The following is a 25,179-nucleotide window of genomic DNA, read 5'->3' as shown; positions in this document are numbered from 1 at the left end:
CTTTTGCTCGGCATTAAAGTTTTTGCCAAGCTTTTTTCAAAAAGCGGAAAAAAGTAAGTCAGATTTCTTCCAGAGAAAGCGTTGCAACTGCATTAAGACTCTCGTCCCCACGCTGTCCGGCGAGATAGTTATAATACCCCTGACAGGCGATCATTGCTCCATTGTCGCCGCATAGGTTCAAAGGAGGAAGATAAAGCTTCATGTCACGCTCAGCACACGCCTTTTCAAATGCCGCTCTTACTCCGCTGTTTGCAGACACTCCCCCTGCCACGGCAATAGTCTTATATCCCAGCATTTCCGCCGCCGCCATGGTTTTTTCACAGAGTATATCGGATATAGTATACTGAATACCCGCACTTAAGTCGTTCTTATTTATCTCAATACCCTTCTGCTGTGAATTGTGAAGCAGATTTATTACAGCAGTTTTAAGTCCTGAAAAACTGAAATCAAACTCGCTTCCCGTAACCTTTGGACGGGGAAGCTCATAAGCATCCTTGTTTCCAGAAACAGACGCCTTATCTATATGTACTCCGCCGGGATACGGAAATCCCATGGCTCTTGCACATTTGTCAAAGCATTCTCCTGCCGCATCGTCTCTGGTACGTCCCACAACATGGAACTTTGTATAATCCAGTACCTCAACAATGTGAGAATGACCGCCGCTTGCCACCAGACACAAATAAGGCGGTTTAAGGTCCGAATGAGCAATGTAGTTTGCGGCAATATGACCCGATATATGATGCACAGGTACAAGAGGCTTATCCGACGCCATAGCAAGTCCCTTGGCGAAATTTACTCCCACCAAAAGAGCGCCTATCAATCCCGGAGCGTAGGTCACGGCGACTGCGTCAATTTCGTCAAGAGTTTTTCCTGCGTCCTTAAGGGACTTTTTAACAACTCCCAGTATATTCTCGCAATGACGGCGTGAAGCAATTTCAGGTACTACTCCGCCGTATTTTCTGTGTTCCTCGATCTGAGTAGATATGACCGAGGAAAGTATTTTTGTCCCGTTTTCGGAAACTGCCGCCGCAGTTTCGTCACAGGAGCTTTCAATTCCCAGTATAAGCATATTTATCACCTATTTTTTTCATCATCAGAACTCCGTTGTCAACAGGATTTCTGTAGTAGTTTTTTCTGAATCCGTTTTTGATAAAACCATGTTTTTCATAAAAAGACAGTGCAGACTGATTTTTCTCCCTGACTTCCAAATAAATTACGGTAATATTCTTTTCGGTAAAAAAATTCTCAAGTGTTTTAAGGAGAATTTCAGCCAATCCCTGACGTCTGTATTTTTCCAAAACCGCAATATTTAACAGTTCTCCCTCGTCAATAACCCATGAACCGTTTGCAAATCCGATCATCTCTCCGTTGCATACCGCCGCAAAGACTACAGTTTTTTTCTCTTCAAACCAGTCCTCAAAGGCTTTCAGCGACCAACCGTCGGGAATGCACTTACTTTCAATCTCCGCAATTTTTTTTAGTTCATCAAATCCGCATTTTATAATATCAGCCTTTAGCTTCATACCAACTGTCACCTCTGTTTACGTCGGCAGTAAGGGGTACTTTAAGCTCACAGGCATTTGTCATTTCCTCGGAAAGAATTTTTCCCGCAGCTTCGGCGTCCTTTACATCGCACTCAACTATCAGTTCATCGTGTACCTGTAAGATCAATCTTGCATCAGGCACTTCCTCTTTTAAACGTCGGTAAACTCTTACCATAGCTATTTTAATAATATCTGCCGCACTGCCCTGTATAGGCGTATTCATAGCGATTCTTCTGCCTGCCGCCTGCATGTTTTTATTTGAAGCGGAAAGCTCCGGTACATAACGCTTTCTGCCGAACATAGTGGTAACATACCCGTTTTTCTTTGCATTTTCAACGGTATCATTCATAAATTTTTCTACATTAGGGAAATTGTGAAGATAATCGTCTATATATTTTTTTGCTTCATAAACACTTACATTTATATCCTTTGAAAGTGAAAATGCTCCGATACCATATATAATTCCGAAATTGACAGCCTTTGCTGCACTTCTCATTTCAGGCGTTATCATTTCCTCCGGCAGACCGAAAACCTGTGCCGCAGTGGAGGTATGGATATCAGCTCCCTCTGAAAAGCCCTTTATCATTACCGGATCATTACAAATATGCGCTACTATTCTAAGTTCAATCTGACTGTAATCGGCGTCAAGGAGAGTTTTTCCCTCGGGCACAATGAAAAATTTACGCATTTCACGTCCCAGTTCGGTTCTTACAGGAATGTTCTGCATATTCGGTTCAGTTGAAGAAATTCTGCCTGTTCTTGTTTCAGTCTGTTTGAAAACCGTATGGATTCTGCCGTCAGATTCAACGGTTTTGAGAAGTCCCTCCACATAGGTAGAATTAAGCTTTGTCAGTTGACGGTAACGGAGAACAAGGTCGATCACAGGGTGCTTGTCACGCAGCTCTTCCAGTACCTCCGCATTGGTGGAAAAACCGTTTTTGGTTTTCTTTTTTAAGGGAAGTCCCATCTCATGAAGTATTTCACCAAGCTGTTTTGGGGACGCTATATTAAATTCCTTACCGCACATAAAATAAATCTGAGATTCAATTCCTTCAATTTCGTCTGTAAGAGTTTCCCCGAACCGCTTTACACCCTCTACATCTACCTTTACTCCCGTATACTCCATTGAAGCTAAAACCTCTGTCAGCGGCTGTTCGATTCCATACATAAGCTCAGTCATACCCTGTGAATCAATTTCCTTTATAAGTGCTGCGCAAAGCTCCGGCAGACTAACTATATCCGCCCATTCTCCGGCAGAGCTGTAATAGGGCGAGCCGTAGCGCAGGCAAAGCTTTTCAATACTGTATTCAGCAGAGGATGGGTCAAGCAGATATGCGGCGATTTCAGCGTCCAGCGACATCATTTCAAGAGATTTATTCTCCGCAAAGCAAAGCTTGTACAGCGGCTTTGCCCCGAAAGTATATTTTTCAACATCGCTTGCCATAAGTGTTGAAATATACTCTCTGTTTTCCGTAGTGTAAATAACGCATTTCTCATCGCTGATTTTTTCATATATCTGCAAAATATTATCTCTGTAAAGACAATCCAGATTTTCATTTTTTAAAAGCTCCGACAGCTTTTGTTGGTCAAGCTCTTTTTGTTCGGCGCTTATTTCAGTAGCCTTAACTTTTTCTTCTTCCTTGATTTCAGACGGTTTAAGATTTAACTTCTGCAAAAGTCTCAGCATTTCCAGTTCTGTGAGGATTTCACTAAGCTTTTCATTATCAGGCTGTGCGATAGCATAATCCTCCAGATTGCTGTCAACAGGAGCGTCCAGACGTATAGTCGCAAGCCACTTGCTCTCCTTTGCCGCTTCTCTGCCGTTTTCAAGCTTTGTAAAAACGCCTTTTGTAAGTCCCGCATTTTCCAGATTATCATAAAGATTTTCTATTGTAGTCCAATTAGTGATAAGCGTTGTCGCAGTTTTTTGTCCGATTCCTGCAACTCCTGAAATATTATCGGAACTATCCCCCATAAGCGCCTTTAAATCTATCAGATTGATCGGTTCAAAGCCGTAATCCTCACGAAACTTTTCCGGAGTGTAAATAATTGTTTCTCTGGTAGTTGCAAGGCGTACTGTAACTTTATCGTTAACAAGCTGTAAGCTGTCCTTGTCGCCTGTGAGAATATGGCACTCATTTCCGCTGTCGGCACACATCTTTGAAAGAGTACCCAGTACATCGTCAGCCTCAAAACCCTCACACTCAACTATTTTAATACCCATAGCGGTCAGGATTTCTTTTATAAGAGGCATTTGCTGTGCCAACTCTTCGGGCATACCCTTTCTGTTCGCCTTATAGGACGCCACCGCCTTATGGCGGAATGTGGGAGATCTCAGATCAAAAGCCACTGCAACGCAGTCTGGCCTTACTTCGTCCGCATTTTTAAAGTAAATATTCATAAATCCCAGCAGAGCGTTAGTGTAAACGCCTTTTTTATTGGTAAGCGCTCTGATACCGTAAAACGCACGGTTCATTATGCTGTTTCCGTCTATTGCAAGCAATTTCATAATAATTTCTCCAGTTATTCAGTAATCTATCCTTACTATTATAACAGATTTTTTTATAAAACTCTACCGCTTTTTGAAAAAGCTCTTACTTTTTTGAAAAAAAGTAAGCAAAAAACTTTTATATCGAATTTAGTTAACTTGAATATTCTAATTAATTCACGATGGTTTACTTTACAGAGAATCGAAGAAAAAATTTAAAAAAGCGGAACCAAAACTTTTATGCCGAATTTTATTGACTTGATTTTCTTTTTAAAGACTCGCAAATTTACTTAAATAATGTGAATATTTTACTTTTTCTTATGTGAATCGGTATTATCAGTTCTGCCCATAAGATAATCAACAGAAACATCAAGATAATCCGCCAAAAGTATCAATACGTCAATATCGGCATTAAATATATTATTTTGGAATAGTATTATATTTTCTTCACTTAAATTTAAATCTAAGGCAAGCTTTTCTATAGAAATTCCTCTTTGCTTCATAAGACTTTTTAATCTCAAGGCCTTATACACTTTCTTCACTCTCTTTCTTTTATTGTAACCATTGACGAATACACCAAAATAATGCTATAATTATAATTAAGTATCTACTTAGGCATTTAAACCTTTTCAATAGCTTAAATATATTATATCTCACTTTTATGAGAAAATCAAGATTATTAATAAAAATTTGTATAATTGCACAATCCTATAAACTCAATTTTATGAGATTTATATAAAAGAGGTTAATTTATGTTTTGGGATCGATTTTATAATTTATGTTTAAAAAAGGGCATAAAACCAAATCCATTAGGAAAAGAAATTGGCATATCATCGGGCATTATAACAAAATGGAAGAATGGTGCAATTCCTAATGGTGAAAATTTAATTAAAATTGCAAACTACTTTGATTGCTCCACTGATTATCTTCTTGGAAGAACCGATAATCCCGATTCACATAAAAATAAACTGAAATAAATCTTTTTCTGACTTTCTTTGCTTGTGCAAAGAAAGTAACAAAGAAACACACTTCTTTTTTGTTCACACGAAAAAAGAAGCAAAAAATGTAACGACTGCATAATTAATAGTAAACTATCACACAAGGTACTCTCCCAAAACTGTGCTGAGCCGTTTTTGCTACTTGCGTTCTCCGCTTAATTATCGCCCATCTTACTTAGGTGTGAATTTTTGATGTTACGTCTTGCCTTTTACGGGGAGACCAATTAGTTCAGAAACTGTATGACGGATAAAATTCGGCACTTTATGTGCCGCAAGCCGCTCACGGCGTTTGAGTGGGCGCATTTCTTTGTAACTTTCTTGTTGCGAAACAAGAAAGTTAAGAAAAGAAATTATAAAGAAACTTGTTTCTTTGGTTCTTTTCTTTGCACAATCAAAGAAAATGACAAATATGTTTTGGATACGCTTTTTTAAAAGCGTATCCAAGAAGAGATGAATAATAAATTTAGCCGTTGACGAATCACCAAAAATAATGCTATAATTAAGATTAGTAGTATTTTTTAGGATATTTTAAATAGTTTATTTATATTATATACGTAAATTTGCGCAAAGTCAACCTTATTTACGTATTATTACGCAAACTTTGACTATTTTCATAAAAACAGAGGTATTATTATATGACTAATGCACAAATAGCACAAAAAATAAAGGAAACATGTAAATCAAACAATATATCTATATCAAAAATGCTTACTGCTTGCAAAATACGTAAAAGTTTTATATATGACTTAGAAAAAAGAGATTATACTCCATCTATATTTATAATAGAAAGTATAGCAAACTTTTTTGACTGTTCTATCGACTATCTTATGGGCAGAACTGATAATCCCGATTCACATAAAAAATAAACTAAAATAAATCTTTTTTCTGACTTTCTTTGCTTGTGCAAAGAAAGTAACAAAGAAACACACTTCTTTTTTGTTCACACAAAAAAAGAAGCAAAAAATGTAACGACTGCATAATTAATAGTAAACTATCACACAAGGTACTCTCCCAAAACTGTGCTGAGACGTTTTTGCCACTTGCGTTCTCCGCTTAGTATCGCCCATCTTACATGGGCGTAAATTTTAAATGTTACGTCTTGCCTTTTACGTGGAGACCAATTAGTTCAAAAACCGTATGACGGATAAAATTCGGCACTTTATGTGCCGCAAGCCGCCCACGGCGTTTGAGTGGGCGCATTTCTTTGTAACTTTCTTGTTGCGAAACAAGAAAGTTAAGAAAAGAAATTATAAAGAAACTTGTTTTTTTAAAAAATTCTTTTTATTAGCTTTCTTTAAAGAAAGCTAAATCGGAGTAGAATCATGAAATATTTTAGTATTGGAAAAGTAAAAATAAAAAAGACTGCAGCTCTTGCCCCAATGGCTTCGGTCGCCGACAGAGCCTACAGAACCCTTTGCCGTGAGTACGGTGCATGTTATACGGTAAGCGAGCTTATTTCCGCAAAGGGACTTTGCTACAATGACAAAAAAACTGCCGAGCTTTGCACTGTAACAGACGGCGAACGTCCTATGGCTTTGCAGCTCTTTGGAGACGATCCGGAATTTATGAAAAAAGCGACAGAAATATGCATGTCATATGCCCCTGACATACTGGATATTAACATGGGGTGTCCCGTACCGAAAGTGGTAAACAATAATTCAGGCAGCGCTTTGATGAAAGATATTGACCGTGCGGCGGAAATCGTAAAAGCAGTAAAAAGCGTTTCGGGAGTACCTGTAACGGTAAAATTCCGTAAGGGCTGGAATAAGGATTCCGTAAACGCCGTGGAATTTGCCGTTGCTATGGAACAGGCAGGCGCTGACGCTGTTGCAGTCCACGGCAGAACCAAAGACCAAATGTATTCGGGAAAAGCCGACTGGGACATTATAAAAAAAGTCAAGGAAAGCGTTTCAGTACCCGTAATAGGAAACGGAGACGTAGACAGTCTTGAAAGCTGTCTTGATATGTATAAACAAACAGGCTGCGATCTTGTAATGATAGGACGTGCCACCTACGGAAATCCTTTTATTTTCAGGGAAATTGACAGCTATTTTGAAAATCTTCCGTATACTCCGCCTAAAATTGAGGAGCGAATGGAAGTTATGCTTTATCATATCCGTCTGATACTGAAGCAGTCCGGACAAGAAAACGAACAGAGAGCTATGAAAGAAGCAAGAAAACACGCTTCGTGGTACATGAAAGGACTTTACGGCGCTGCGGGATTCCGTGCAAAATGCTATAGTCTGGAAACCTATGACGACGCTTTAAAACTTGCCGATGAATTTTTGGAATTACAGGAAAAAAATAAATCAGGCGGGCTTTAGGCTCACCTGATAAAGAAATAATAAATAATTCCGTAAATTACCGATGCCGTTGTACCGTAAAGTATGACAGGTCCTGCAATGGTGAAAATTTTCGCACCCACACCCAGTATCAGTCCCTCGGACTTTGATTCTATCGCCGATGATACCACTGCGTTAGCAAATCCTGTGATCGGTACCAGCGTTCCTGCACCTGCATGCTTGGCAATCTTTTCGTAAATTCCCAGTCCGGTAAAAAGTGCACTTAGGAATACCAGTATTATCGACGCCCATGCGCCTGCTGCTTCCTTTTCCGCACCGTAATGAGTGAAAATGTTGAGAATGACTTCGCCAAGTGTACAAATCAGTCCGCCAATCAAAAATGCCATAGGTACATTAACCCAGCTTCTGGAATTTGGGGACGCTTTTTTACTCATTTCACTGTATTCTTTTTTTGTTACCATTCTATTCGCTCCTTTCACAGACTATTTTCTGCACTAAATTCTTCATTATTCATAAAAAAATATTTTTAAAAAATTACTTGACAATAATCTAAAATTATGTTAGCATAAAAACATAAAATATTTTAAAACTGTGAAAAAGGAAGATTCATTGTCAAAGCTTACTCAGAGAGGTTCTGTCATCGGCTGAAAGCAGGACTGTAACAGATTTTGAATACACCGCCTTTTGAGTCCGGTTAATACCCGGCGTTTCGTTTGCGTTACAAAACGGCTTTTTAAGGCAGAATATGTCTGTATTCTGTGAAAAAGGGTGGAACAGCGGTTATTATCGCCCCTTGGACTTTTTGCGTCCGAGGGGCGTTTTGTTTTTGATAAGGGGGATATATGACGGCAATACATTCAATTATAATATTTGCAGTTTTAAACTGCTATGCAATTATGGAATTTGCTGATTTTAGTATTTTTTCAGTACTTTTTACCGTTTTAGGCGGATTGTGGTTTATAGTATTCAACATTTTTCCGTCATTCAAAAAGCAAAATTCATTTAAAACAAAAATGCTGTATGGCGGAACAAGAATTTTAAAGGTTTTTCTTGCAACTGCAATACTCAGCGTTATTTTACTTTTTTTACTGATTTTCCTATTTGATTTTGAAGTAAAGGATATAATTATTAATTCTGTTATTGTAGTCTGCTGTGAATTTGTGCTTTTCTGGAACGGTATTATCCGTGTTTACTGTACTTCCGCCCAGCTTGGAATCAAGTGGAGAGTACTTGGAATAATTTTCGGCATGATTCCCGTTATACACTTAATTCTGCTGATAAAAATTATTTCAGTAACAGACCGTGAATACAAATTTGAACTTGGAAAACGTCAGCTTGAAGATAAACGAAAAGAACAGAAAGTATGCGATACTAAATATCCTATTCTGTTGGTTCACGGCGTATTTTTCCGTGATTCAAACTTTTTTAACTACTGGGGACGAATTCCTGAAACACTTATCAGCAATGGTGCAAAAATATATTACGGCGGACAGCAGTCGGCGGCATCCGTTGAAGAAAGCGCCAGGGAACTGACGGAAAAAATCCGCACTATCGTTAACGATACCGGCTGCGGAAAAGTAAACATCATTGCTCACTCAAAGGGAGGTCTTGATTCAAGATATGCAATAAGCTGTCTGGGAGCTGACAAATATACCGCAAGTCTTACAACTGTGAATACTCCTCACAAGGGCTGTCAGTTTGCTGAATATCTTTTAAATAAGGTTCCCGATTCTTTCCGTCAGGGAGTCGCGGACAAGTACAATAAGGCTCTTAAAAAGCTTGGAGATACTGATCCCGATTTTCTTGCAGCCGTAAATGATCTGACCGCTTCTAGCTGCCGTGATTTAAATGAAAAATGTCCCGATTCTCCTGAGGTTTTTTACCAGAGTATCGGCTCAAAAATGAAAAAGGCGTACAACGGTCAGTTTCCTTTAAATCTTTCTTCTATGTTTGTAAAGATGTTCGACGGTGCGAACGACGGTCTGGTTTCCGAAGCATCAATGAAATGGGGAGAAAAATTTACTTTTCTTGAACCATCCGGAAACAGGGGTATTTCCCATGGCGACGTTATAGACTTAAACCGTGAAAATATTGAAGGCTTTGACGTTAGAGAATTTTATGTAGGCGTTGTTCACGACCTTAAGGAAAGGGGATTTTAATTTCCCTTTTGTATAAAAAATATTAATTTATGGAGGAATATAAAATGATAAAATTAACGTTAAAAGACGGAAGTATCCGTGAAATTGAATCGGCAGCGTCCGCTGCGGAAATCATCAAGGGCATAGGCGCAGGACTTTACAAGGCTGCATGCTGTGTTAAAATCAACGGCGAAGTAAAGGATCTGAGGACAGTTATTGACAGTGACTGTGAATTTGAAGTCATGACTTTTGATTCAATTGAGGGTAAAAAGACTTTCTGGCACACGGCTTCCCATATTCTTGCACAGGCAGTAAAAAGACTTTATCCAAATGCAAAGCTTGCAATCGGTCCGGCAATCGACAACGGTTTCTACTATGATTTCGACCTTGAAAAACCGTTCACAGCAGAAGAACTGACAAAAATCGAAGCTGAAATGAAGAAAATCGTTAAGGAAGGCATTCCGCTGGAAAGCTATCAAATGTCCCCTGAGGACGCTATAAAAACTCTTGAAGAACAGGGAGAGATCTACAAAGTCGAGCTTTGTCAGGAGCATGCGGAAAAAGGCGAACCTATTTCATTTTACAAACAGGGAGAATTCTCCGACCTGTGCGCCGGTCCGCACCTTATGACAACTGCTCCGGTAAAAGCATTCAAGCTGCTTTCATGTACAGGCGCTTACTGGAGAGGTTCGGAAAAAAACAAAATGCTGTCCCGTGTTTATGCAACGGCATTCCCGAAAGCGTCACAGCTTGAAGAACATCTCAAAGCCCTTGAAGACGCTAAAATGCGTGACCACAACAAGCTCGGACGTGAACTTGAGCTGTTTACAACTGTTGACTACATCGGTCAGGGACTTCCGATAATGCTCCCTAAGGGTGCAAAAGTGATCCAGCTTCTTCAGAGATGGATCGAAGACGAAGAAGAAAAAAGAGGATATCTCCTTACTAAAACTCCTTATATGGCAAAATCCGACCTTTATAAAATCTCCGGTCACTGGGATCACTACCGTGACGGTATGTTCGTCTTGGGTGATCCTGACGACGAAACTAAAGAATGTCTGGCACTGCGTCCAATGACATGTCCGTTCCAGTATCAGGTATTTTTAAACAGACAGCGTTCCTACCGTGACCTCCCTATGAGACTTGGCGAAACTTCTACTCTTTTCAGAAATGAGGACAGCGGTGAAATGCACGGTCTTATCCGTGTAAGACAGTTTACTCTCGCCGAAGGACACCTTATCCTTCGTCCGGAACAGCTGGAAGAAGAATTTAAAGGCTGTCTGGAGCTTGCAAGATATATCCTAGACGTTTTAGGTCTTGAGGAAGATATAACTTACCGTTTCTCTCAATGGGATCCTAACAATACCGAAAAATATGAGGGTACTCCGGAACAGTGGAATGAAGCTCAGGAGCTAATGGGTAAAATTCTGGATCATCTTGGAATAAATTATACTATAGGTATTGATGAAGCGGCGTTTTACGGTCCTAAGCTTGATTTCCAGATCAAGAACGTTCACGGCAAGGAGGACACTCTTATTACGATTCAAATTGACATGCTCCTTGCACAAAAATTCGGTATGGAATATATTGATGTTGACGGTTCAAGAAAAACACCGTACATTATCCACAGATCCTCTCTTGGCTGTTATGAAAGAACTCTTGCCCTGCTTATTGAAAAATATGCCGGAGCATTTCCGCTGTGGCTCGCTCCTGAACAGGTTCGCTTTATTCCGATTGCAGACAGGCATCTTCCGTTTGTCAATGAAATTTCTGCAAAGCTTGAAGCTGCCGGTATAAGATGTACTATTGACGACAGAGCTGAAAAAATGGGATACAAAATAAGACAGGCACAGCTTGAAAAAGTACCTTACATGATCATTGCAGGAGATAATGAAGCTGAAACAAAAACAGTTTCCGTACGCTCAAGACGTGAAGGCGATTTGGGTTCAATGTCCGCAGGAGACTTACTTGACAAGCTTCTTGACGAAATTGCAAGTAAAAAAAGATAATTTAAGCTTATAAATACAAATAAGGGCATTATCTAATGCCCTTATTTTATTTTACCGTAAAAAAATTGAGGGACGCTCTATTTTTAGAGCGTCCCTGATTCGATTCATATCAAATTCCGCATTCGTCATAGTCTTTCCACTGTTCTTCGTAGCTTCTGTTGCTGCTCATTCTGAATACAATATAAGCTACAGATGTAATAGCACCGATAAGCGCTACAAGAATAGGGATAAGTACGGCAATCGAATTTCTTTTCTTTTTTTCTTCCATTTTGAAAGCCTCCTGTTTTTTATGTTTTATTAAAGTCCCATTTCAGCTTTAAGTCTTTCAAGCTCGGAATTTACCTTTGAATCGTTTTCCAACTTTTCAAATTCCTCTGCGTCATTACTTCCCGTATCGGTTGCTATATCGGTAAATGCCTGAGCTTCAGCTTCTTTTCGTTCAATTTTTTCTTCCATTCTACTGAACTTTTCAGATGCGCTGGAGGAATCAAACCCTCCTGTCGCATTGGCAAGAGCTTTCTGAGTATCCGCCATTTGGGAACGTGCAATGAGCATTGCCTGACGGCTTTTTGCTTCTTCAAGCTTTGATTTCAGAACTTCAACCTGTGTTCTGATAGTTTCAGTCTGCTGAGAAATGGTATCGTACATTTCCTTATACTGCGCAGTATCCTTATCAGCCTTGACTTTATTTGCCAGAGCCTTTTTGGCAAGCTCTTCATCTCCGGCAGCTATAGCAGTTTTAGCCTTTGATTCCCAGTCGGCAGATTTGGCAGCCGCCTGATCATACTGTTTCTTTGCTATTCTTTCACTGGCAACAGCTTTGCCCAGTGCCTGAGTTGAATTATTGAGTTCCTTCTGCATGTCGATAATGATCTGCTTTACCATCTTTTCAGGATCTTCTGCCCTGTCAATAAGATCGTTGACATTTGATTTGAGTATGTCGCTTAAACGCTGAAAAATGCCCATTGTTCTGCCTCCGTTTATTATTTTTTAAATAGTGACTTTAATACAAGTCCGCCTCCCACAGCGGTAAAACCAAACATTAATACATAGTTGAACAAATTTCCGCCGCTGAAATGAAGTCTGACGCTTGTAATAACTGCTATAAGTATTATTGCTGTCCCGATACCCGTTACAATCCAGCCGAATATCTTTTTTTCCATGACAAACAGCATTACAATTCCTATTAAAAGCGGTATTATTACTGTTCCGTTGGGAGCAGACCATCCGCCGATACTGTAAAAGGAACTGAATCCGGACGTTACTTTAACTGACTGGAATATCCAGAACAGTCCGACGCCCAGCAGCAGAAGTCCGATAACAAATTGTAAAAGAATATTGCTTTCGTGCTTTTCCGCAGATTTATATTTGTACTTATTCTTACTTTCGTTTTTCTCCATTTGTTCCATAAGGCGGCGCTGTTCTTCTTCAAGTTCACGAAGTCTTTTATCCATTAATGCACCCCCGATTTTTATAGGTTTATTATAACTCAATAAAATCCTAATGTCAAGGTAGTTGACTTGACATATGAAGATTTTCAAAAAATCTTCACAAAACTTTCCTTTTCTTAACTTTCTTGTTTCGTATATTCTACGCTTTGTAAAAGCGTAGGTAAAAAACATTTGTCATTTTTTGTTTTGTTATTGATGCCGAACCAAAGAAACAAGTTTCTTTAAAACTTCTTTTTCTTGACTTTCTTGTTTCGCAACAAGAAAGTAACAAAGAAATGCGCCCACTCAAACGCCGTGGGCGGCTTGCGGCACATAAAGTGCCGAATTTTATCCGTCATACAGTTTCTGAACTAATAGGACTCCCAATAAAAGGCAAGACTTAACATTTAAAATTCACGCCCATGTTAGATGAGTGCAGTTAAGCGGAGAATCCAAGTTGCAAAAACGTCTCAGCACAGTTTTGGGAGAGTACCTTGTGTGATAGTTTACTATTAATTATGCAGTCGTTACATTTTTTGCTTCTTTTTTCGTGTGAACAAAAAAGAAGTGTGTTTCTTTGGTTCGTTTCTTGTCACGAGACAAGAAATGAACAAGAAAAAAGAGTTCAATAGACGATATTAAAGTTTTTTGCTTACTTTTTTTCAAAATTTTTTCTTCAATCCTCTGTTTACTTACCTGTCGAGCCTTATTTAAAATATATCATCAGACTAAAGACGATATGAAAGTTTTTGCCAAGCTTTTTTCAAAAAGCTTGAATGATTTTAGATTTGTCCGCATAGACTTTAGGGACAACGTTCAATAAAGTAAAAGGAGCAAAGGCTATGACAGGACTGACACAGAAACAGGCTGAAAAGCTTCTGGATCAATTCGGGAGCAATACTATCGCAGAGAAAAAAGGTAACGGAGCGTTAAAAATATTTGCAGGACAGTTTAAAGACGTAATGGTTATGATTCTTCTGGGAGCAACAGTGATTTCAGTGTTTCTGGGTGAAATATACGACGCAGCAACTATAATTGCAATCGTTCTGCTTAACGCAGTTCTGGGATTTATACAGGAATACCGTACTGAAAAAACTCTTGAAGCTTTAGCAGATATGACCGCCCCTACCGCTCGTGTTATACGTGACGGTAAGCTGAAAACTATTCCGGCAGCAGAGCTTGTCCCTGGAGACTTGATAGAGATCGAGTCCGGAGACAGAGTTCCTGCGGACAGTGTTATTTTACAGTGCAACGGATTATATGCCGACGAGGCTATGCTTACAGGAGAATCCGATCAGGTAAGTAAAATACCGGGCTCGCCTGATGATAAAGACAATTCCTTAAATCGAAGCTGTGTTGTCTATTCAGGTACTGTTATCACACGAGGCAATGCTAAGGCTCAGGTTATTGCTACCGGAAAAAATGCACAGGTCGGAAAAATATCTCATATGATAAGCGACGCAGGTGAAAGCCGTACTCCGTTGCAGAAGCGTCTGGGAGAGCTCGGTAAGGTCGTAGCGCTTATTTGTATAGGCGTGTGTATCGTTGTGTTCCTTGCGGGAGTACTAAGAGGCGAACCTGTTTTCGATATGCTTATGACAGGTATCACTATCGCTATTGCCGCTATTCCGGAGGGTCTGCCGGCTACCGTTACTATCGCTCTGGCGCTTGCAGTCAGCAGAATGCTTAAACTCAACGCACTGGTAAATAAGCTTCATTCCGTTGAAACTTTAGGCTGTGCTTCAGTGATATGCTCCGACAAAACCGGTACTATAACCGAAAATAAAATGACTGTAAAGCATATCTATACTGATATGAAAGAATTCGACGTATTGGGAAGCGGTTACAAAATAAACGGTGAGATTCGTCTGGAAAATACAAAGCCTAATCCTAAAACAATACCGCCTCTCTATGAACTTCTTAAATGTTCTGTGCTGTGTTCGACTGCTTCTATCGAGTCGGACAGTAAAATAAATTCCAGAAACAGAGGAGCGATCGAGGGTAAGGGAGAATGGACTGTAAACGGCGATCCCACTGAAATCGCTTTACTGATAAGTGCGGCAAAGGGCGGAGTTACCGCAGGCTCTCTCAGTGATATGAGAAAAATCCATGAGATCCCTTTCGACAGCGAAACCAAAATGATGACGGTTATCACCCGTTCGCCTTCCGGTCAGGAAACTGCTTATATAAAGGGTGCGGCTGATATACTTTTAAATAAATGCGCTTTTGTTATGACGTCAAATGGGGAAGTCCCTATTGACCGCATTGTGACAGATAAGATAAATGCGGAAATTTCTTCACTTTCAAAAAGAGCGCTAAGAGTTCTGGCACTGGCAAAAAAAGAAGTGAAAGCAGGGGAAAGTCATTCAGGCGGACTGGTATTTCTGGGACTTGCCGCAATGCAGGATCCTCCGAGAGAAGAAGCAAAGGCTGCTATAAAAAAATGTTCGGCGGCTCATATAAAAACAGTAATGATCACAGGGGATCACAAGGAAACCGCTATGGCTGTTGCTAAAGAAGCCGGACTGTTAAAAGGCGGCAAAGCGGTTACGGGAGCAGAGCTTGACGCTATGAGCGACAGTGAGCTGGACAGACGTCTGCCGGAATTTTCAGTATATGCAAGAGTAAATCCGTCCCACAAGCTGAGACTTGTTAAGGCTTACAAACGAAAGGGAAATATTGTTACAATGACGGGGGACGGAGTAAACGACGCTCCTGCTATAAAGGAAGCAGACGTAGGCGTTGCAATGGGTATTACTGGTACTGACGTAACTAAGCAGGCGGCTGACGTAATCTTGCTTGACGATAATTTTGCGACTTTAGTAAAGGCAGTTGAACAGGGAAGAGGAATTTATGCAAACATCAGAAAGTTTGTGAGATATCTGCTGTCATGCAATATCGGAGAAGTTATTACAATGTTTTTAGGTATTCTTATGGGATTCCCTATGGTACTTCTGCCTACTCAGCTCTTGCTTGTAAATCTTGTAACAGACGGTCTGCCGGCTATCGCTTTGGGTATGGAGCCATGTGAAAAGGATGTTATGAAGCAGCGTCCCAGACGTCCTGATGAAAGCTTTTTTTCAGGGGGACTGCTGTTTAAGATTATATTCCGAGGAATTATGATTGGTCTTTGTACTCTTGGCTGTTTTACTACGATTTTAAGAGCAGGCTGCGATCTTGATACTGCTAGAACAGGCGCACTGGCAACCCTTATATTCTCTCAGCTTATACATGTATTTGAATGTAAATCAGAAAAGAAAGGCATTTTCGGAATAAATTATTTTTCAAATATAAAGCTTATTTTTGCGGTTCTGGCGTCCCTTGCCGTTATTCTTGCGGCAATTTATGTACCGGCGATCCAAATGATTTTTGATACCGTTGCGCTTTCTAAAACCCCTCTTCTTATTTCTTTGGGATTTTCTTTTGCAGTTCCTGTTGTTTCGGGCATTGCAGGGATTTTTCATAAGAATGATATGGATTCCTGATCTAATCCAAAAGATAATACATATTGCCGTCTGGGATACGGGTATTATCAGAAGCGGCGGCGGAGCCTGAATAAACTCTGACTACATAAGCGGTTTCATTATCCATGTTACAGGTGTTTCCTGTAAAGCTGTTATTATATCCCCAGCCTGAAACTATTTCGTGTACTTCAAATGCGTTTCTGATAATTGTATTGCCGTTTTGATAAGCCGTATTGTTCTTGATAATACAATTATTTCCTTTAGTCTTTAAAAATGCATTTGCAGATGTCTGACCACTGATATCGTCGCCGTACATTATGCAGTTTTCTACAATTGTTCCGGTGGTATATTCTTTGATATCAACAAGCTCGGCAGTTACTCCCGGACCTAAAATACATTCTGAAATAGTGTTGAAATCGCAGTTATAGCCGTAGCCCGAAGTGCTTTCAGAGCTTCCTACGTAAATTGCTTCGCCGTAGCCGGGACTTATTCTTCCGGTATTCGTTACTGTACAGCCCTGAACGGTGCAGTAGGAACTGTTATCACGAAGATGTATGCCTTCGCTGCCTGTTTCACTTACTTGGCAATTTATGATATTTGAATAATTTGAATTATCCAGTATTATTCCTTTTTGTGCATTTGATACTGCAATATCTTCAATATTCCAGTAATCACCGGTTATGTAAAGTACTACGCCGTTTTGAATGTTCTGACCGTATAAAACTGCCGGATCTTCAGGATCTTCGCTTCTTATAGTGATCGGCGATTCCTTTGTTCCGTCGGCAAACGACCAGAAATTTGCGCCTTTTGATCCCGTCGACTCAGAAATATATGTTCCGCTTTTTAAAACAATTTCATCTCCTGGCTGAGCGTTGTTCAGAGCAGACCGGAGCTGTGCGGAATTTTCTACATATATTATATTTGTGTTACTATATAAAAGCTCTCTTTTTAATAATATTAAGTCGAAAACATTGCAGATTCCGTCATTGTTTATATCACAGTCAGATTTAAGGTCTGAATTTTTCTTGACAAGAAAGTCCGATAAGACTTTTATATCCGAGATATCGAATACGCCGTCATTATTGATGTCAGTCGTTTTTCCGGCAGAAACAGAAAGAAAGCTGACAGTAGATGATAAAATGCCGACAGAAAGAATGAATGCGGTAATTTTATTTAATTTCATATATACCCCTTTTTAATAAATAAATTTTTAGACTTTATAATTTATTATAACACATAAATAGTTAAGGTACAATAAAAACCGACGTCTTTTTGACGTCGGTTTCAAAGCTTAATTGGTATAAAGCGGCATTCTTTTTTATACCTGTATTTTATGAGGAACTTATGAATCGGTTGCTTCAACCAGCTTGTCTGAGGATCTGAAAAGAAGAGTAATACACCATATAGCTGAAATTGCAACTATTATATATATTGCTCTGCTTATAATAGCGTCAGTACCGCCGAAAAGCCATGCAACCAGGTCGAACTGGAAAATTCCAACCAGTCCCCAGTTGATTCCGCCTATGATAAGCAGAATCAGTGCGAGCTTATCCCACATTCTGTCCACCTCATTTCTTTAAGAACATTTTTCTAATGTTCATGAAGTTATTATTTTCATCTGTTTATTAAATATTCTATAATAAATCATAGTAATTTTTAGAAATTAACATTTTATTTTTTTCATAAAATCACATTTATATCATAAAACTATCACAAATAAACGGCATAATATACTTGTCAGTTAATTACTGACAAAGTTGAAAGCAGTTGATAAAAATTTTTTAATGATTTCATCTCCTCTAAAATTATGTCACTCTTTATTGAGAGCCCTCTGTTTATAACAGGGGGATTTCTTTTTTTATTTTGTAATCGGACACACTGTATGCTTCATATATTTTATACAGTAAAAAAATATATGAACGGAGGCATAATATGGGACTGACAGCTAAGTCTACAGGCAGGCAGTTAATGTCTGATGGAATGATTAAAAAATCCAGTGAAGAACATATTATTGCACTGGCAGGTAATCCTAATGTGGGAAAATCCACAGTGTTTAACGCCCTTACCGGCATGAATCAGCATACGGGTAATTGGGCGGGCAAAACAGTATCCAGCGCTATGGGAAGGTGTACATATAATAATAAAAAATATGTTTTAGCAGATATTCCTGGTACGTATTCGCTTATGGCACAGTCTGCGGAGGAGGAGGTCGCCAGAGATTTTATTTGCTTTCAAAATCCGGACGCAGTAATAGTCGTCTGCGACGCTACGTGTCTTGAAAGAAATCTCAATCTTGTTTTGCAGACTATTGAAATAACTCCTAAAACTGTTGTATGCGTTAATCTTCTTGACGAGGCGGAAAGAAAAAATATTCATGTGGATATTAAAAAATTGGAGACTTTTCTCGGTGTTCCGGCAGTGGGAGTAACAGCAAGGGAGGGTAAAGGTCTTGACAAGCTTATGGAGGCTGTGGAGCGAGTAATTGAAAACCGACCTGAATCGCCGTTTATACCTGTTTATGATGCAGAGCTTGAAGAAGAGATCCAAAAAATAACTGCCGCCGCAGAGCCGCTTACGAACGGTAAGATTTCCCCGAGATGGACAGCTTTGCGTTTAATTGAAAAGAACGATAAATTAATTAATAAAATTTCAGATTATATTAAGCATGATATTTCCGAGGAAATGTACGGTCAGCTTAACAGATGTGCGGAAAGTCTGGCAAGAAAAAACTGGAATCCGCAGAAAATAAGTGATAATATTATATCTTCTATTATACAGTCTGCACAGAATATCGCTGAAAATACTATTACTATTGCCAAATCCGATTATTATGAGCGTGACAGAAAAATAGACAGGATTTTAACAAGCAGAGTCTTTGGTATTCCGATCATGATAGGACTTTTAGGGATTATTTTTTGGCTTACTGTAGTCGGCGCAAATTACCCTTCTCAGCTGCTGTCAAAGGGCTTGTTCTGGCTGGGTGACAGAATAAATGACTTTTTGATTTATGTTGACTGTCATGATACCGTTAGAGATATGATCGTTAACGGTATTTATAAGGTTTTGGCTTGGGTCGTGTCTGTTATGCTTCCGCCAATGGCGATTTTCTTTCCGTTATTCACTCTTCTGGAGGACCTCGGCTATTTGCCTCGTATCGCATTTAATCTCGACAAGTATTTCAGACGCTCGGGCGCATGCGGAAAACAAGCGCTTACTATGGCAATGGGATTCGGCTGCAATGCCGCAGGAGTTACAGGATGCAGAATTATTGATTCTCCCAGAGAACGCCTTATAGCTATACTTACTAATAATTTCGTCCCATGCAACGGCAGGTTTCCCTCCCTTATTTCAATTATAACAATGTTTTTTACAGCTTCTGCTGCAGGAGCAATGCGATCGGGACTTTCGGCACTGATCCTTCTTGTGGTAATACTCGGCGGAGTATTGATGACTCTTTTTGTATCATGGATATTGTCTAAAACTGTATTAAAAGGCGTTCCCTCGTCCTTTGCTCTGGAGCTTCCTCCGTACAGAAAACCTCAGATAGGAAAGGTTATTGTACGTTCAATTTTCGACAGAACTATTTTCGTTTTGGGCAGAGCCTGCGCAGTCGCCGCTCCGGCAGGACTTCTTATCTGGTGTCTCGCAAACTTTACCGTCAGCGGTGAAACAATTCTTTATCATCTTTCGGAATTTTTACAGCCGCTGGGGAATATACTTGGAATGGACGGGGTTATTCTTCTTGGATTTATTCTGGGATTTCCGGCAAATGAAATTGTAATACCTGTTATTATTATGTGTTACATGTCCTCCGGAACAATTATGGAAATGGAAAATATGCACGCCCTTAAGCTCTTGCTTACTGACAACGGCTGGAACTGGGTCACAGCTCTTTGTACAATGATTTTCATTCTTTTTCATTTTCCGTGTTCTACAACGTGTCTCACAATAAAAAAAGAAACAGGAAGTCTTAAATGGACTGCTGCCGCTTTTATTCTTCCGACAGTCTGCGGTGCAGCGATATGTTTTATTATTTCCTCTTTGGCGAGACTTACCGGAATCGCTGCATGAAAATAATTCCGAATGAAAAATTATATAAAATTTTGTCAAAACGGCTTGAACAGTATTATTTTTTGTGTTATAATAACTGTAATTGTAATGCGGCTGCTGCCGATTGACAAAAGTTTTATAAAAGGAGTAAAAATATGAAGTTTGGTTTTTTTGATGACGCTAAAAAAGAATATGTCATTACTTCCCCTAAGACACCTTATCCATGGATTAACTACCTTGGAACTCAGGAGTTTTTCTCCCTGATTTCTAATACAGCCGGCGGTTACCACTTCTACAAGGACGCTAGACTCAGAAGAATTACACGTTACCGTTACAATAATGTTCCTGTTGATATGGGCGGCCGTTATTTCTATATTAACGATAACGGTACTATCTGGTCTCCTGGCTGGGCTCCTGTTAAAACAGACCTTGACAGCTATGAATGCCGTCACGGTATGGGCTATACTATTATCAAGGGCGCTAAAAACGGTATCTCAGCAGAAGTTACTTTCTTTGTTCCTCAGAACTACAATGGTGAAATCCAGAAGATGGTTCTCAAGAACGAGGGTTCTGAAAAGAAAACGATCAAGCTGTTCTCATTTGCCGAATGGTGTCTGTGGAACGCTCAGGACGACTCTACAAACTTCCAGAGAAACTTTAATACAGGCGAAGTTGAAATAGAGGGTTCAACTCTCTTCCACAAGACTGAATACAAGGAAAGAAGAAACCACTTTGCTTTCTATACAGTAAATGCTGATATTGACGGCTTTGACTGCGACAGAGAAAGCTTCCTCGGACTTTACAACGGCTTTGAAAATCCTCAGGCAGTTGCAGCCGGCAAGGCGTCAAATTCCGTTGCTGACGGTTGGTCTCCTATTGCTTCACATTATATGGAAATTACTCTTGAACCCGGTGAAACAAAGGATCTCGTATTTATTCTCGGCTATGTTGAAAATCCTGTTGAGGAAAAATTCAATGCCGACGGCTCTATGAACAAGTCAAGAGCTTATGAAATGATTGAAAAATATAATACTCCTGAAAAGGTTGAGGCTGGTCTTGCTGAACTTAAGGCTATGTGGGACGCTCTCCTTTCTAAATATACAGTTGAAACTCCTGATGACAAGATGAACAGAATGGTAAACATCTGGAATCAGTATCAGTGTATGGTTACATTCAACATGTCTCGTTCCGCTTCATACTTTGAAAGCGGTATCGGCAGAGGTATGGGATTCCGTGACTCTAACCAGGATCTTCTCGGTTTTGTTCATCAGATCCCTGAAAGAGCCAGAGAACGTCTGATTGATCTGGCTTCTACTCAGTTTGAAAACGGCGGCTGCTATCACCAGTATCAGCCTCTTACAAAGAAAGGTAATGACGAAGTCGGCGGCGATTTCTCAGACGATCCGCTGTGGATGATTCTTTCCGTTGCAGCTTATATCAAGGAAACAGGCGATTACGGTATTCTTGACGCTAAGGTTCCTTATGACAATGATGAGAGCAAGGCTCAGACTATGATGCATCACCTGAAGCAGTCCTTCTATCATGTGGCTGAAAATGTAGGCCCTCACGGTCTGCCGCTTGCTATGAGAGCTGACTGGAACGACTGTATCAATCTAAGCTGCTTCTCTTCTGAACCGGGTGAATCCTTCCAGACTTCTACTTCACCTAAGTACGGCGAAGACAAGTACAGCAAGACTGCTGAATCAGTAATGGTTGCTGCACTGTTCACATATTCAGGTCCTAACTATGTTGACCTTTGCAGACATATGGGCGACGAAGCTGAAGCTCAGAAGGCTCAGGCTGAAATCGACAAGATGAAGAAGAATATTATGGATTACGGCTTTGACGGTGAATGGTTCCTCAGAGCGTATGACGATTTCGGCAAGAAAATGGGTTCAAAAGAATGTGAAGAAGGTAAGATCTTCATTGAACCGCAGGGATTTGCTGTTATGGGCGGCGTAGGCAAGGAAACAGGCGCTGATCTTAAGGCACTGGAAAGCGTTGACAAGTACCTTAACAGCGAACACGGTCTTGTTCTTAACAATCCTGCATTTACAAAGTATTATATCGAATACGGCGAAATTTCCACTTATCCTGCCGGATATAAGGAAAATGCAGGTATATTCTGTCACAATAATGCTTGGATCATCTGTGCTGAAGCTTTTGTTGGTCATGGCGACAAGGCTTTTGAATACTATTCAAAGATTGCTCCGGCTTACAGAGAAGAGAAGTATTCCGACCTTCACAGAACTGAACCATACGTATATGCTCAGATGATCGCCGGTAAGGACGCTAAGCGTCATGGAGAGGCTAAGAACAGCTGGCTTACAGGTACTGCTGCTTGGAACTTTGTTGCAGTTTCTCAGTATATTCTCGGTATTATCCCTGACTGGGACGGTCTGAAGGTTGATCCTAGCATTCCGTCTGCATGGGACGGTTTCAAGGCTGTCAGACAGTTCAGAGGTGCTTCTTACTCTATTACTTTCAAGAATCCTGATCACGTATGCAAGGGCGTTAAGTCTGTTACAGTTGACGGTAAGGCTATTGAGGGCAATGTTCTGCCAGTATTCGGTGATGGTAAAACTCACGAAGTTGAAGTTATTATGGGTTAATTTTATTTAATCTCTTTTATAAACGGTTCTAAGCGGAAGATTTTTATCTTCCGCTTACTTTTTTCCAGCCTTTTGAAAAAGGCTGGGCGAAAACTTTTATGCCGGATTTACACAACTTGTAAAATATTTTAAAGACACGCAAAGTTACTTTTGCAAAGAATGTTAAATCGTCTTTAGTCTGATAATATATTTTAAATAATGCTCGACAGGTTAGTAAACAAAGAATTGAAGAAAAAATTTGAAAAAGGCTGGGCGAAAACTTTTATGCTGGATTTACACAACTTGTAAAATATTTTAAAGACACGCAAAGTTACTTTTGCAAAGAATGTTAAATTGTCTTTAGTCTGATAATATATTTTAAATAAGGCTTGACAGGTTAGTAAACAAAGAATTGAAGAAAAAATTTGAAAAAGGCTGGGCAAAAACTTTTATGCCGATTTTCATTGACTTAAAAAATTTTCTGAACTCTCGAAAGGTAATTAAATGACGTATTTTTTGCTGCAAGTAAAGAAGTTTTATCAGCTTTTTTTAAAAGCTAAAAAATTCATATTGACAAAATCGTATTAATAATATATACTAATTATAAATTTAACTTAAAAAGGAGACTGATTATGGATTCTGACGGGAGTCAAATTATTTGTATTATTTTACTGATTTTTTTAGTACTGGTAAAGTTTTTTTACACGGCATGTGAGTATGCAGATATTGAAGTTAACGATTCAAAAATCAAATCCCTGGCGGAAAAAGATAAAAAATATCAGAGGCTTTCCGAGCTTATCGGAAAACCGGTCAGAATGATAGTTTCATTTTCTATGGGAAAAACTGTACTTAATGTTTTTATTGTTATACTGGCTGTTTGGCTTAGTATGTTCTGGACTGATGATGTTAAAAGCAGTTTACGGTATCTGATTATCGCTTTGGTCATACTTAGTTCCACAGTGTTAATTACTGCATTGACAGAAATTCTACCTAAGAAATTAGTAGGCCGTAATCCGGAAAAATTTGCGGCAGCAACAGTTATTCCTGTGAAGGTTTATATCGCTGTTCTTTCGCCTCTGAGCGCTTTGGCTTACGGTATTTCTGCTGTATTCTGCAAGCTGTTCTCCGTTCCGGTATCGTCAGAACGTGACGCTGTAACAGAAGAAGAAATAAGAATGATGGTGGACGCCGGAAATGAAACAGGAGTGCTGGAAGAAAGTCAGAGGGAAATGATCAATAATATTTTTGAGTTCGGCGACGCTGATATTTCCGATGTTATGACGCATAGAAAGGATATCTGTGCAATTGAAGTGAACTCGAAAATAGGGGATATCGTTTATCTGGCAATTAATGAGGGGTACTCTAGAATTCCGGTTTACGAGGAAACTGTTGACAATATTATCGGTATAATTTATGTCAAGGATCTGCTTTGCCTTGTGGGTTGCGAGCATTCCGAGGATTTTACTGTCAGACAGTTTATGAGAAAGGCTGTATATTTGCCAGAAACTTGTATGTGCAGCGACGCTTTTGAAACTCTTACAAGAGAAAAAGCTCAATGTGCAATTGTGGTAGATGAGTATGGCGGTACGGCTGGTCTTGTTAGTATGGAAGATATGCTTGAGGAAATAGTTGGAAATATTCAGGATGAATATGACGACGAAAAAGCTGAAATATTGAATATTGATGATGGAGTTTATATTATTACAGGAGATACAAATCCTGAGGATGTTGAGAAAATTCTGGGAATAGAGCTTCCGGAAAGACATAATTATGATACTATGAGTGCTTTTATAGTGGATTTGCTAGGCAGAATACCGGAAGAAGATGAGACACCAAGTGTAAGATACGGAGAAGTGGAGTTTACAGTTTTGCTGACTGAAGATAATTGGATATCTAAAATAAAAGCAGTTTACTTAAATGAAAAAGCAAGAGAAGACGAAGGGTAAAAACTTCGTCTTTTTTATACGATACAATAAAATAAGGTAAAACTAGCAAAAAAGTTGTATAAAATTAACATTAAAGTAGTAAAAAACGTCGAATAAACTATAAAATTCTACAAACCTGCAAAAAGTGGTTGACAAAAGAGGGAAGAGGTGATATAATAATAAAGCTGTCGAACGAGAGAGAGCGAGTACGGAATGGAAAAAATTTTTTTGAAAGAAGT

Annotated in this window: 19 protein-coding genes; 9 read left to right on the top strand and 10 right to left on the bottom strand. The window is 39.5% G+C overall.

Going from position 1 to position 25,179, the window contains the following annotated elements:
- Positions 1 to 58: 58 nt before the first annotated feature.
- From tsaD to OCV67_RS04265, 4 genes are all read right to left on the bottom strand, one after another.
- Entirely contained in the window at positions 59 to 1,069 is a 1,011-nt protein-coding gene (gene tsaD, locus OCV67_RS04280) for a tRNA (adenosine(37)-N6)-threonylcarbamoyltransferase complex transferase subunit TsaD (RefSeq protein WP_147642628.1), read from the bottom strand.
- The gene (gene rimI, locus OCV67_RS04275; RefSeq protein ID WP_147642627.1) at positions 1,050 to 1,523 is read right to left on the bottom strand and encodes a ribosomal protein S18-alanine N-acetyltransferase; all 474 of its coding nucleotides are present in this window, start codon (positions 1,521 to 1,523) and stop codon (positions 1,050 to 1,052) included. The genes tsaD and rimI overlap by 20 nt, the downstream gene beginning before the upstream one ends.
- Positions 1,507 to 4,053: a DNA polymerase I gene (gene polA / locus OCV67_RS04270; protein ID WP_147642626.1), complete on the bottom strand. Its 2,547-nt coding sequence runs from the start codon at positions 4,051 to 4,053 to the stop codon at positions 1,507 to 1,509. Before polA ends, rimI begins: the two co-directional genes overlap by 17 nt.
- 287 nt (positions 4,054 to 4,340) lie before the next feature.
- Positions 4,341 to 4,565 carry a helix-turn-helix domain-containing protein gene (locus OCV67_RS04265; protein WP_262644268.1) on the bottom strand — a complete coding sequence of 75 codons (225 nt, stop codon included), beginning with the start codon at positions 4,563 to 4,565 and terminating at the stop codon, positions 4,341 to 4,343.
- 219 nt (positions 4,566 to 4,784) lie between these two features.
- Between OCV67_RS04265 and OCV67_RS04260 the strand changes: the two genes are divergently transcribed.
- From OCV67_RS04260 to dusB, 3 genes are all read left to right on the top strand, one after another.
- Positions 4,785 to 5,009 (top strand): helix-turn-helix domain-containing protein, encoded by a 225-nt coding sequence (locus tag OCV67_RS04260; protein ID WP_147642625.1) that lies wholly within the window; start codon positions 4,785 to 4,787, stop codon positions 5,007 to 5,009.
- A 656-nt stretch (positions 5,010 to 5,665) separates the two neighbouring features.
- On the top strand, positions 5,666 to 5,896 hold the full coding sequence (locus OCV67_RS04255; RefSeq protein WP_147642624.1) for a helix-turn-helix domain-containing protein: 231 nt from the start codon (positions 5,666 to 5,668) through the stop codon (positions 5,894 to 5,896).
- Positions 5,897 to 6,352: 456 nt separating this feature from the next.
- Positions 6,353 to 7,354 (top strand): tRNA dihydrouridine synthase DusB, encoded by a 1,002-nt coding sequence (gene dusB, locus OCV67_RS04250; protein WP_147642623.1) that lies wholly within the window; start codon positions 6,353 to 6,355, stop codon positions 7,352 to 7,354.
- Between the two features lie 2 nt (positions 7,355 to 7,356).
- Here the strand turns inward: dusB and spoVAC are convergent, their stop codons facing one another.
- Positions 7,357 to 7,794 carry a stage V sporulation protein AC gene (gene spoVAC / locus OCV67_RS04245; RefSeq protein WP_147642622.1) on the bottom strand — a complete coding sequence of 146 codons (438 nt, stop codon included), beginning with the start codon at positions 7,792 to 7,794 and terminating at the stop codon, positions 7,357 to 7,359.
- Between the two features lie 381 nt (positions 7,795 to 8,175).
- Between spoVAC and OCV67_RS04240 the strand changes: the two genes are divergently transcribed.
- Complete coding sequence (locus tag OCV67_RS04240; protein WP_147642621.1) at positions 8,176 to 9,492, top strand: esterase/lipase family protein; 1,317 nt, start codon at positions 8,176 to 8,178, stop codon at positions 9,490 to 9,492.
- Positions 9,493 to 9,536: 44 nt separating this feature from the next.
- On the top strand, positions 9,537 to 11,480 hold the full coding sequence (thrS, locus tag OCV67_RS04235; protein ID WP_147642620.1) for a threonine--tRNA ligase: 1,944 nt from the start codon (positions 9,537 to 9,539) through the stop codon (positions 11,478 to 11,480).
- 109 nt (positions 11,481 to 11,589) lie between these two features.
- On the opposite strand, the gene OCV67_RS04230 is transcribed toward thrS, so the two are convergent.
- The 3 genes from OCV67_RS04230 to OCV67_RS04220 are packed head-to-tail and all read right to left on the bottom strand — an operon-like array spanning position 11,590 to position 12,934.
- Positions 11,590 to 11,748 carry a hypothetical protein gene (locus tag OCV67_RS04230; RefSeq protein ID WP_178084994.1) on the bottom strand — a complete coding sequence of 53 codons (159 nt, stop codon included), beginning with the start codon at positions 11,746 to 11,748 and terminating at the stop codon, positions 11,590 to 11,592.
- Between the two features lie 29 nt (positions 11,749 to 11,777).
- The gene (locus OCV67_RS04225; protein ID WP_147642619.1) at positions 11,778 to 12,446 is read right to left on the bottom strand and encodes a PspA/IM30 family protein; all 669 of its coding nucleotides are present in this window, start codon (positions 12,444 to 12,446) and stop codon (positions 11,778 to 11,780) included.
- Positions 12,447 to 12,463: 17 nt separating this feature from the next.
- Positions 12,464 to 12,934, bottom strand: coding sequence for a hypothetical protein (locus OCV67_RS04220; protein WP_147642618.1), 471 nt, complete (start codon positions 12,932 to 12,934; stop codon positions 12,464 to 12,466).
- A gap of 818 nt (positions 12,935 to 13,752) precedes the next feature.
- On the opposite strand from OCV67_RS04220, the gene OCV67_RS04215 reads away from it, so the two are divergent.
- Positions 13,753 to 16,395, top strand: a complete 2,643-nt coding sequence (locus OCV67_RS04215) for a cation-translocating P-type ATPase (protein ID WP_147642617.1) — start codon at positions 13,753 to 13,755, stop codon at positions 16,393 to 16,395.
- Position 16,396: 1 nt separating this feature from the next.
- On the opposite strand, the gene OCV67_RS04210 is transcribed toward OCV67_RS04215, so the two are convergent.
- Together OCV67_RS04210 and OCV67_RS04205 are read right to left on the bottom strand one after the other, a co-directional pair.
- Positions 16,397 to 17,557 (bottom strand): dockerin type I domain-containing protein, encoded by a 1,161-nt coding sequence (locus tag OCV67_RS04210; protein ID WP_147642616.1) that lies wholly within the window; start codon positions 17,555 to 17,557, stop codon positions 16,397 to 16,399.
- 159 nt (positions 17,558 to 17,716) lie between these two features.
- Positions 17,717 to 17,932: a DUF378 domain-containing protein gene (locus tag OCV67_RS04205; RefSeq protein WP_147642615.1), complete on the bottom strand. Its 216-nt coding sequence runs from the start codon at positions 17,930 to 17,932 to the stop codon at positions 17,717 to 17,719.
- Positions 17,933 to 18,306: 374 nt separating this feature from the next.
- Between OCV67_RS04205 and feoB the strand changes: the two genes are divergently transcribed.
- The 3 genes from feoB (at position 18,307) to OCV67_RS04190 (ending at position 24,961) form a co-directional block, all read left to right on the top strand.
- Positions 18,307 to 20,445, top strand: coding sequence for a ferrous iron transport protein B (gene feoB / locus OCV67_RS04200; protein ID WP_147642614.1), 2,139 nt, complete (start codon positions 18,307 to 18,309; stop codon positions 20,443 to 20,445).
- A 134-nt stretch (positions 20,446 to 20,579) separates the two neighbouring features.
- Positions 20,580 to 23,036, top strand: a complete 2,457-nt coding sequence (locus tag OCV67_RS04195) for a GH36-type glycosyl hydrolase domain-containing protein (protein ID WP_147642613.1) — start codon at positions 20,580 to 20,582, stop codon at positions 23,034 to 23,036.
- Between the two features lie 611 nt (positions 23,037 to 23,647).
- On the top strand, positions 23,648 to 24,961 hold the full coding sequence (locus OCV67_RS04190) for a hemolysin family protein (RefSeq protein ID WP_147642612.1): 1,314 nt from the start codon (positions 23,648 to 23,650) through the stop codon (positions 24,959 to 24,961).
- Positions 24,962 to 25,179: the final 218 nt, after the last annotated feature.

It is taken from the genome of Porcipelethomonas ammoniilytica (assembly GCF_025567485.1).
Taxonomy (GTDB): Bacteria; Bacillota; Clostridia; order Oscillospirales; family Ruminococcaceae; genus Porcipelethomonas; species Porcipelethomonas ammoniilytica.
This window is presented reverse-complemented; position numbering and strand designations above follow the sequence as displayed.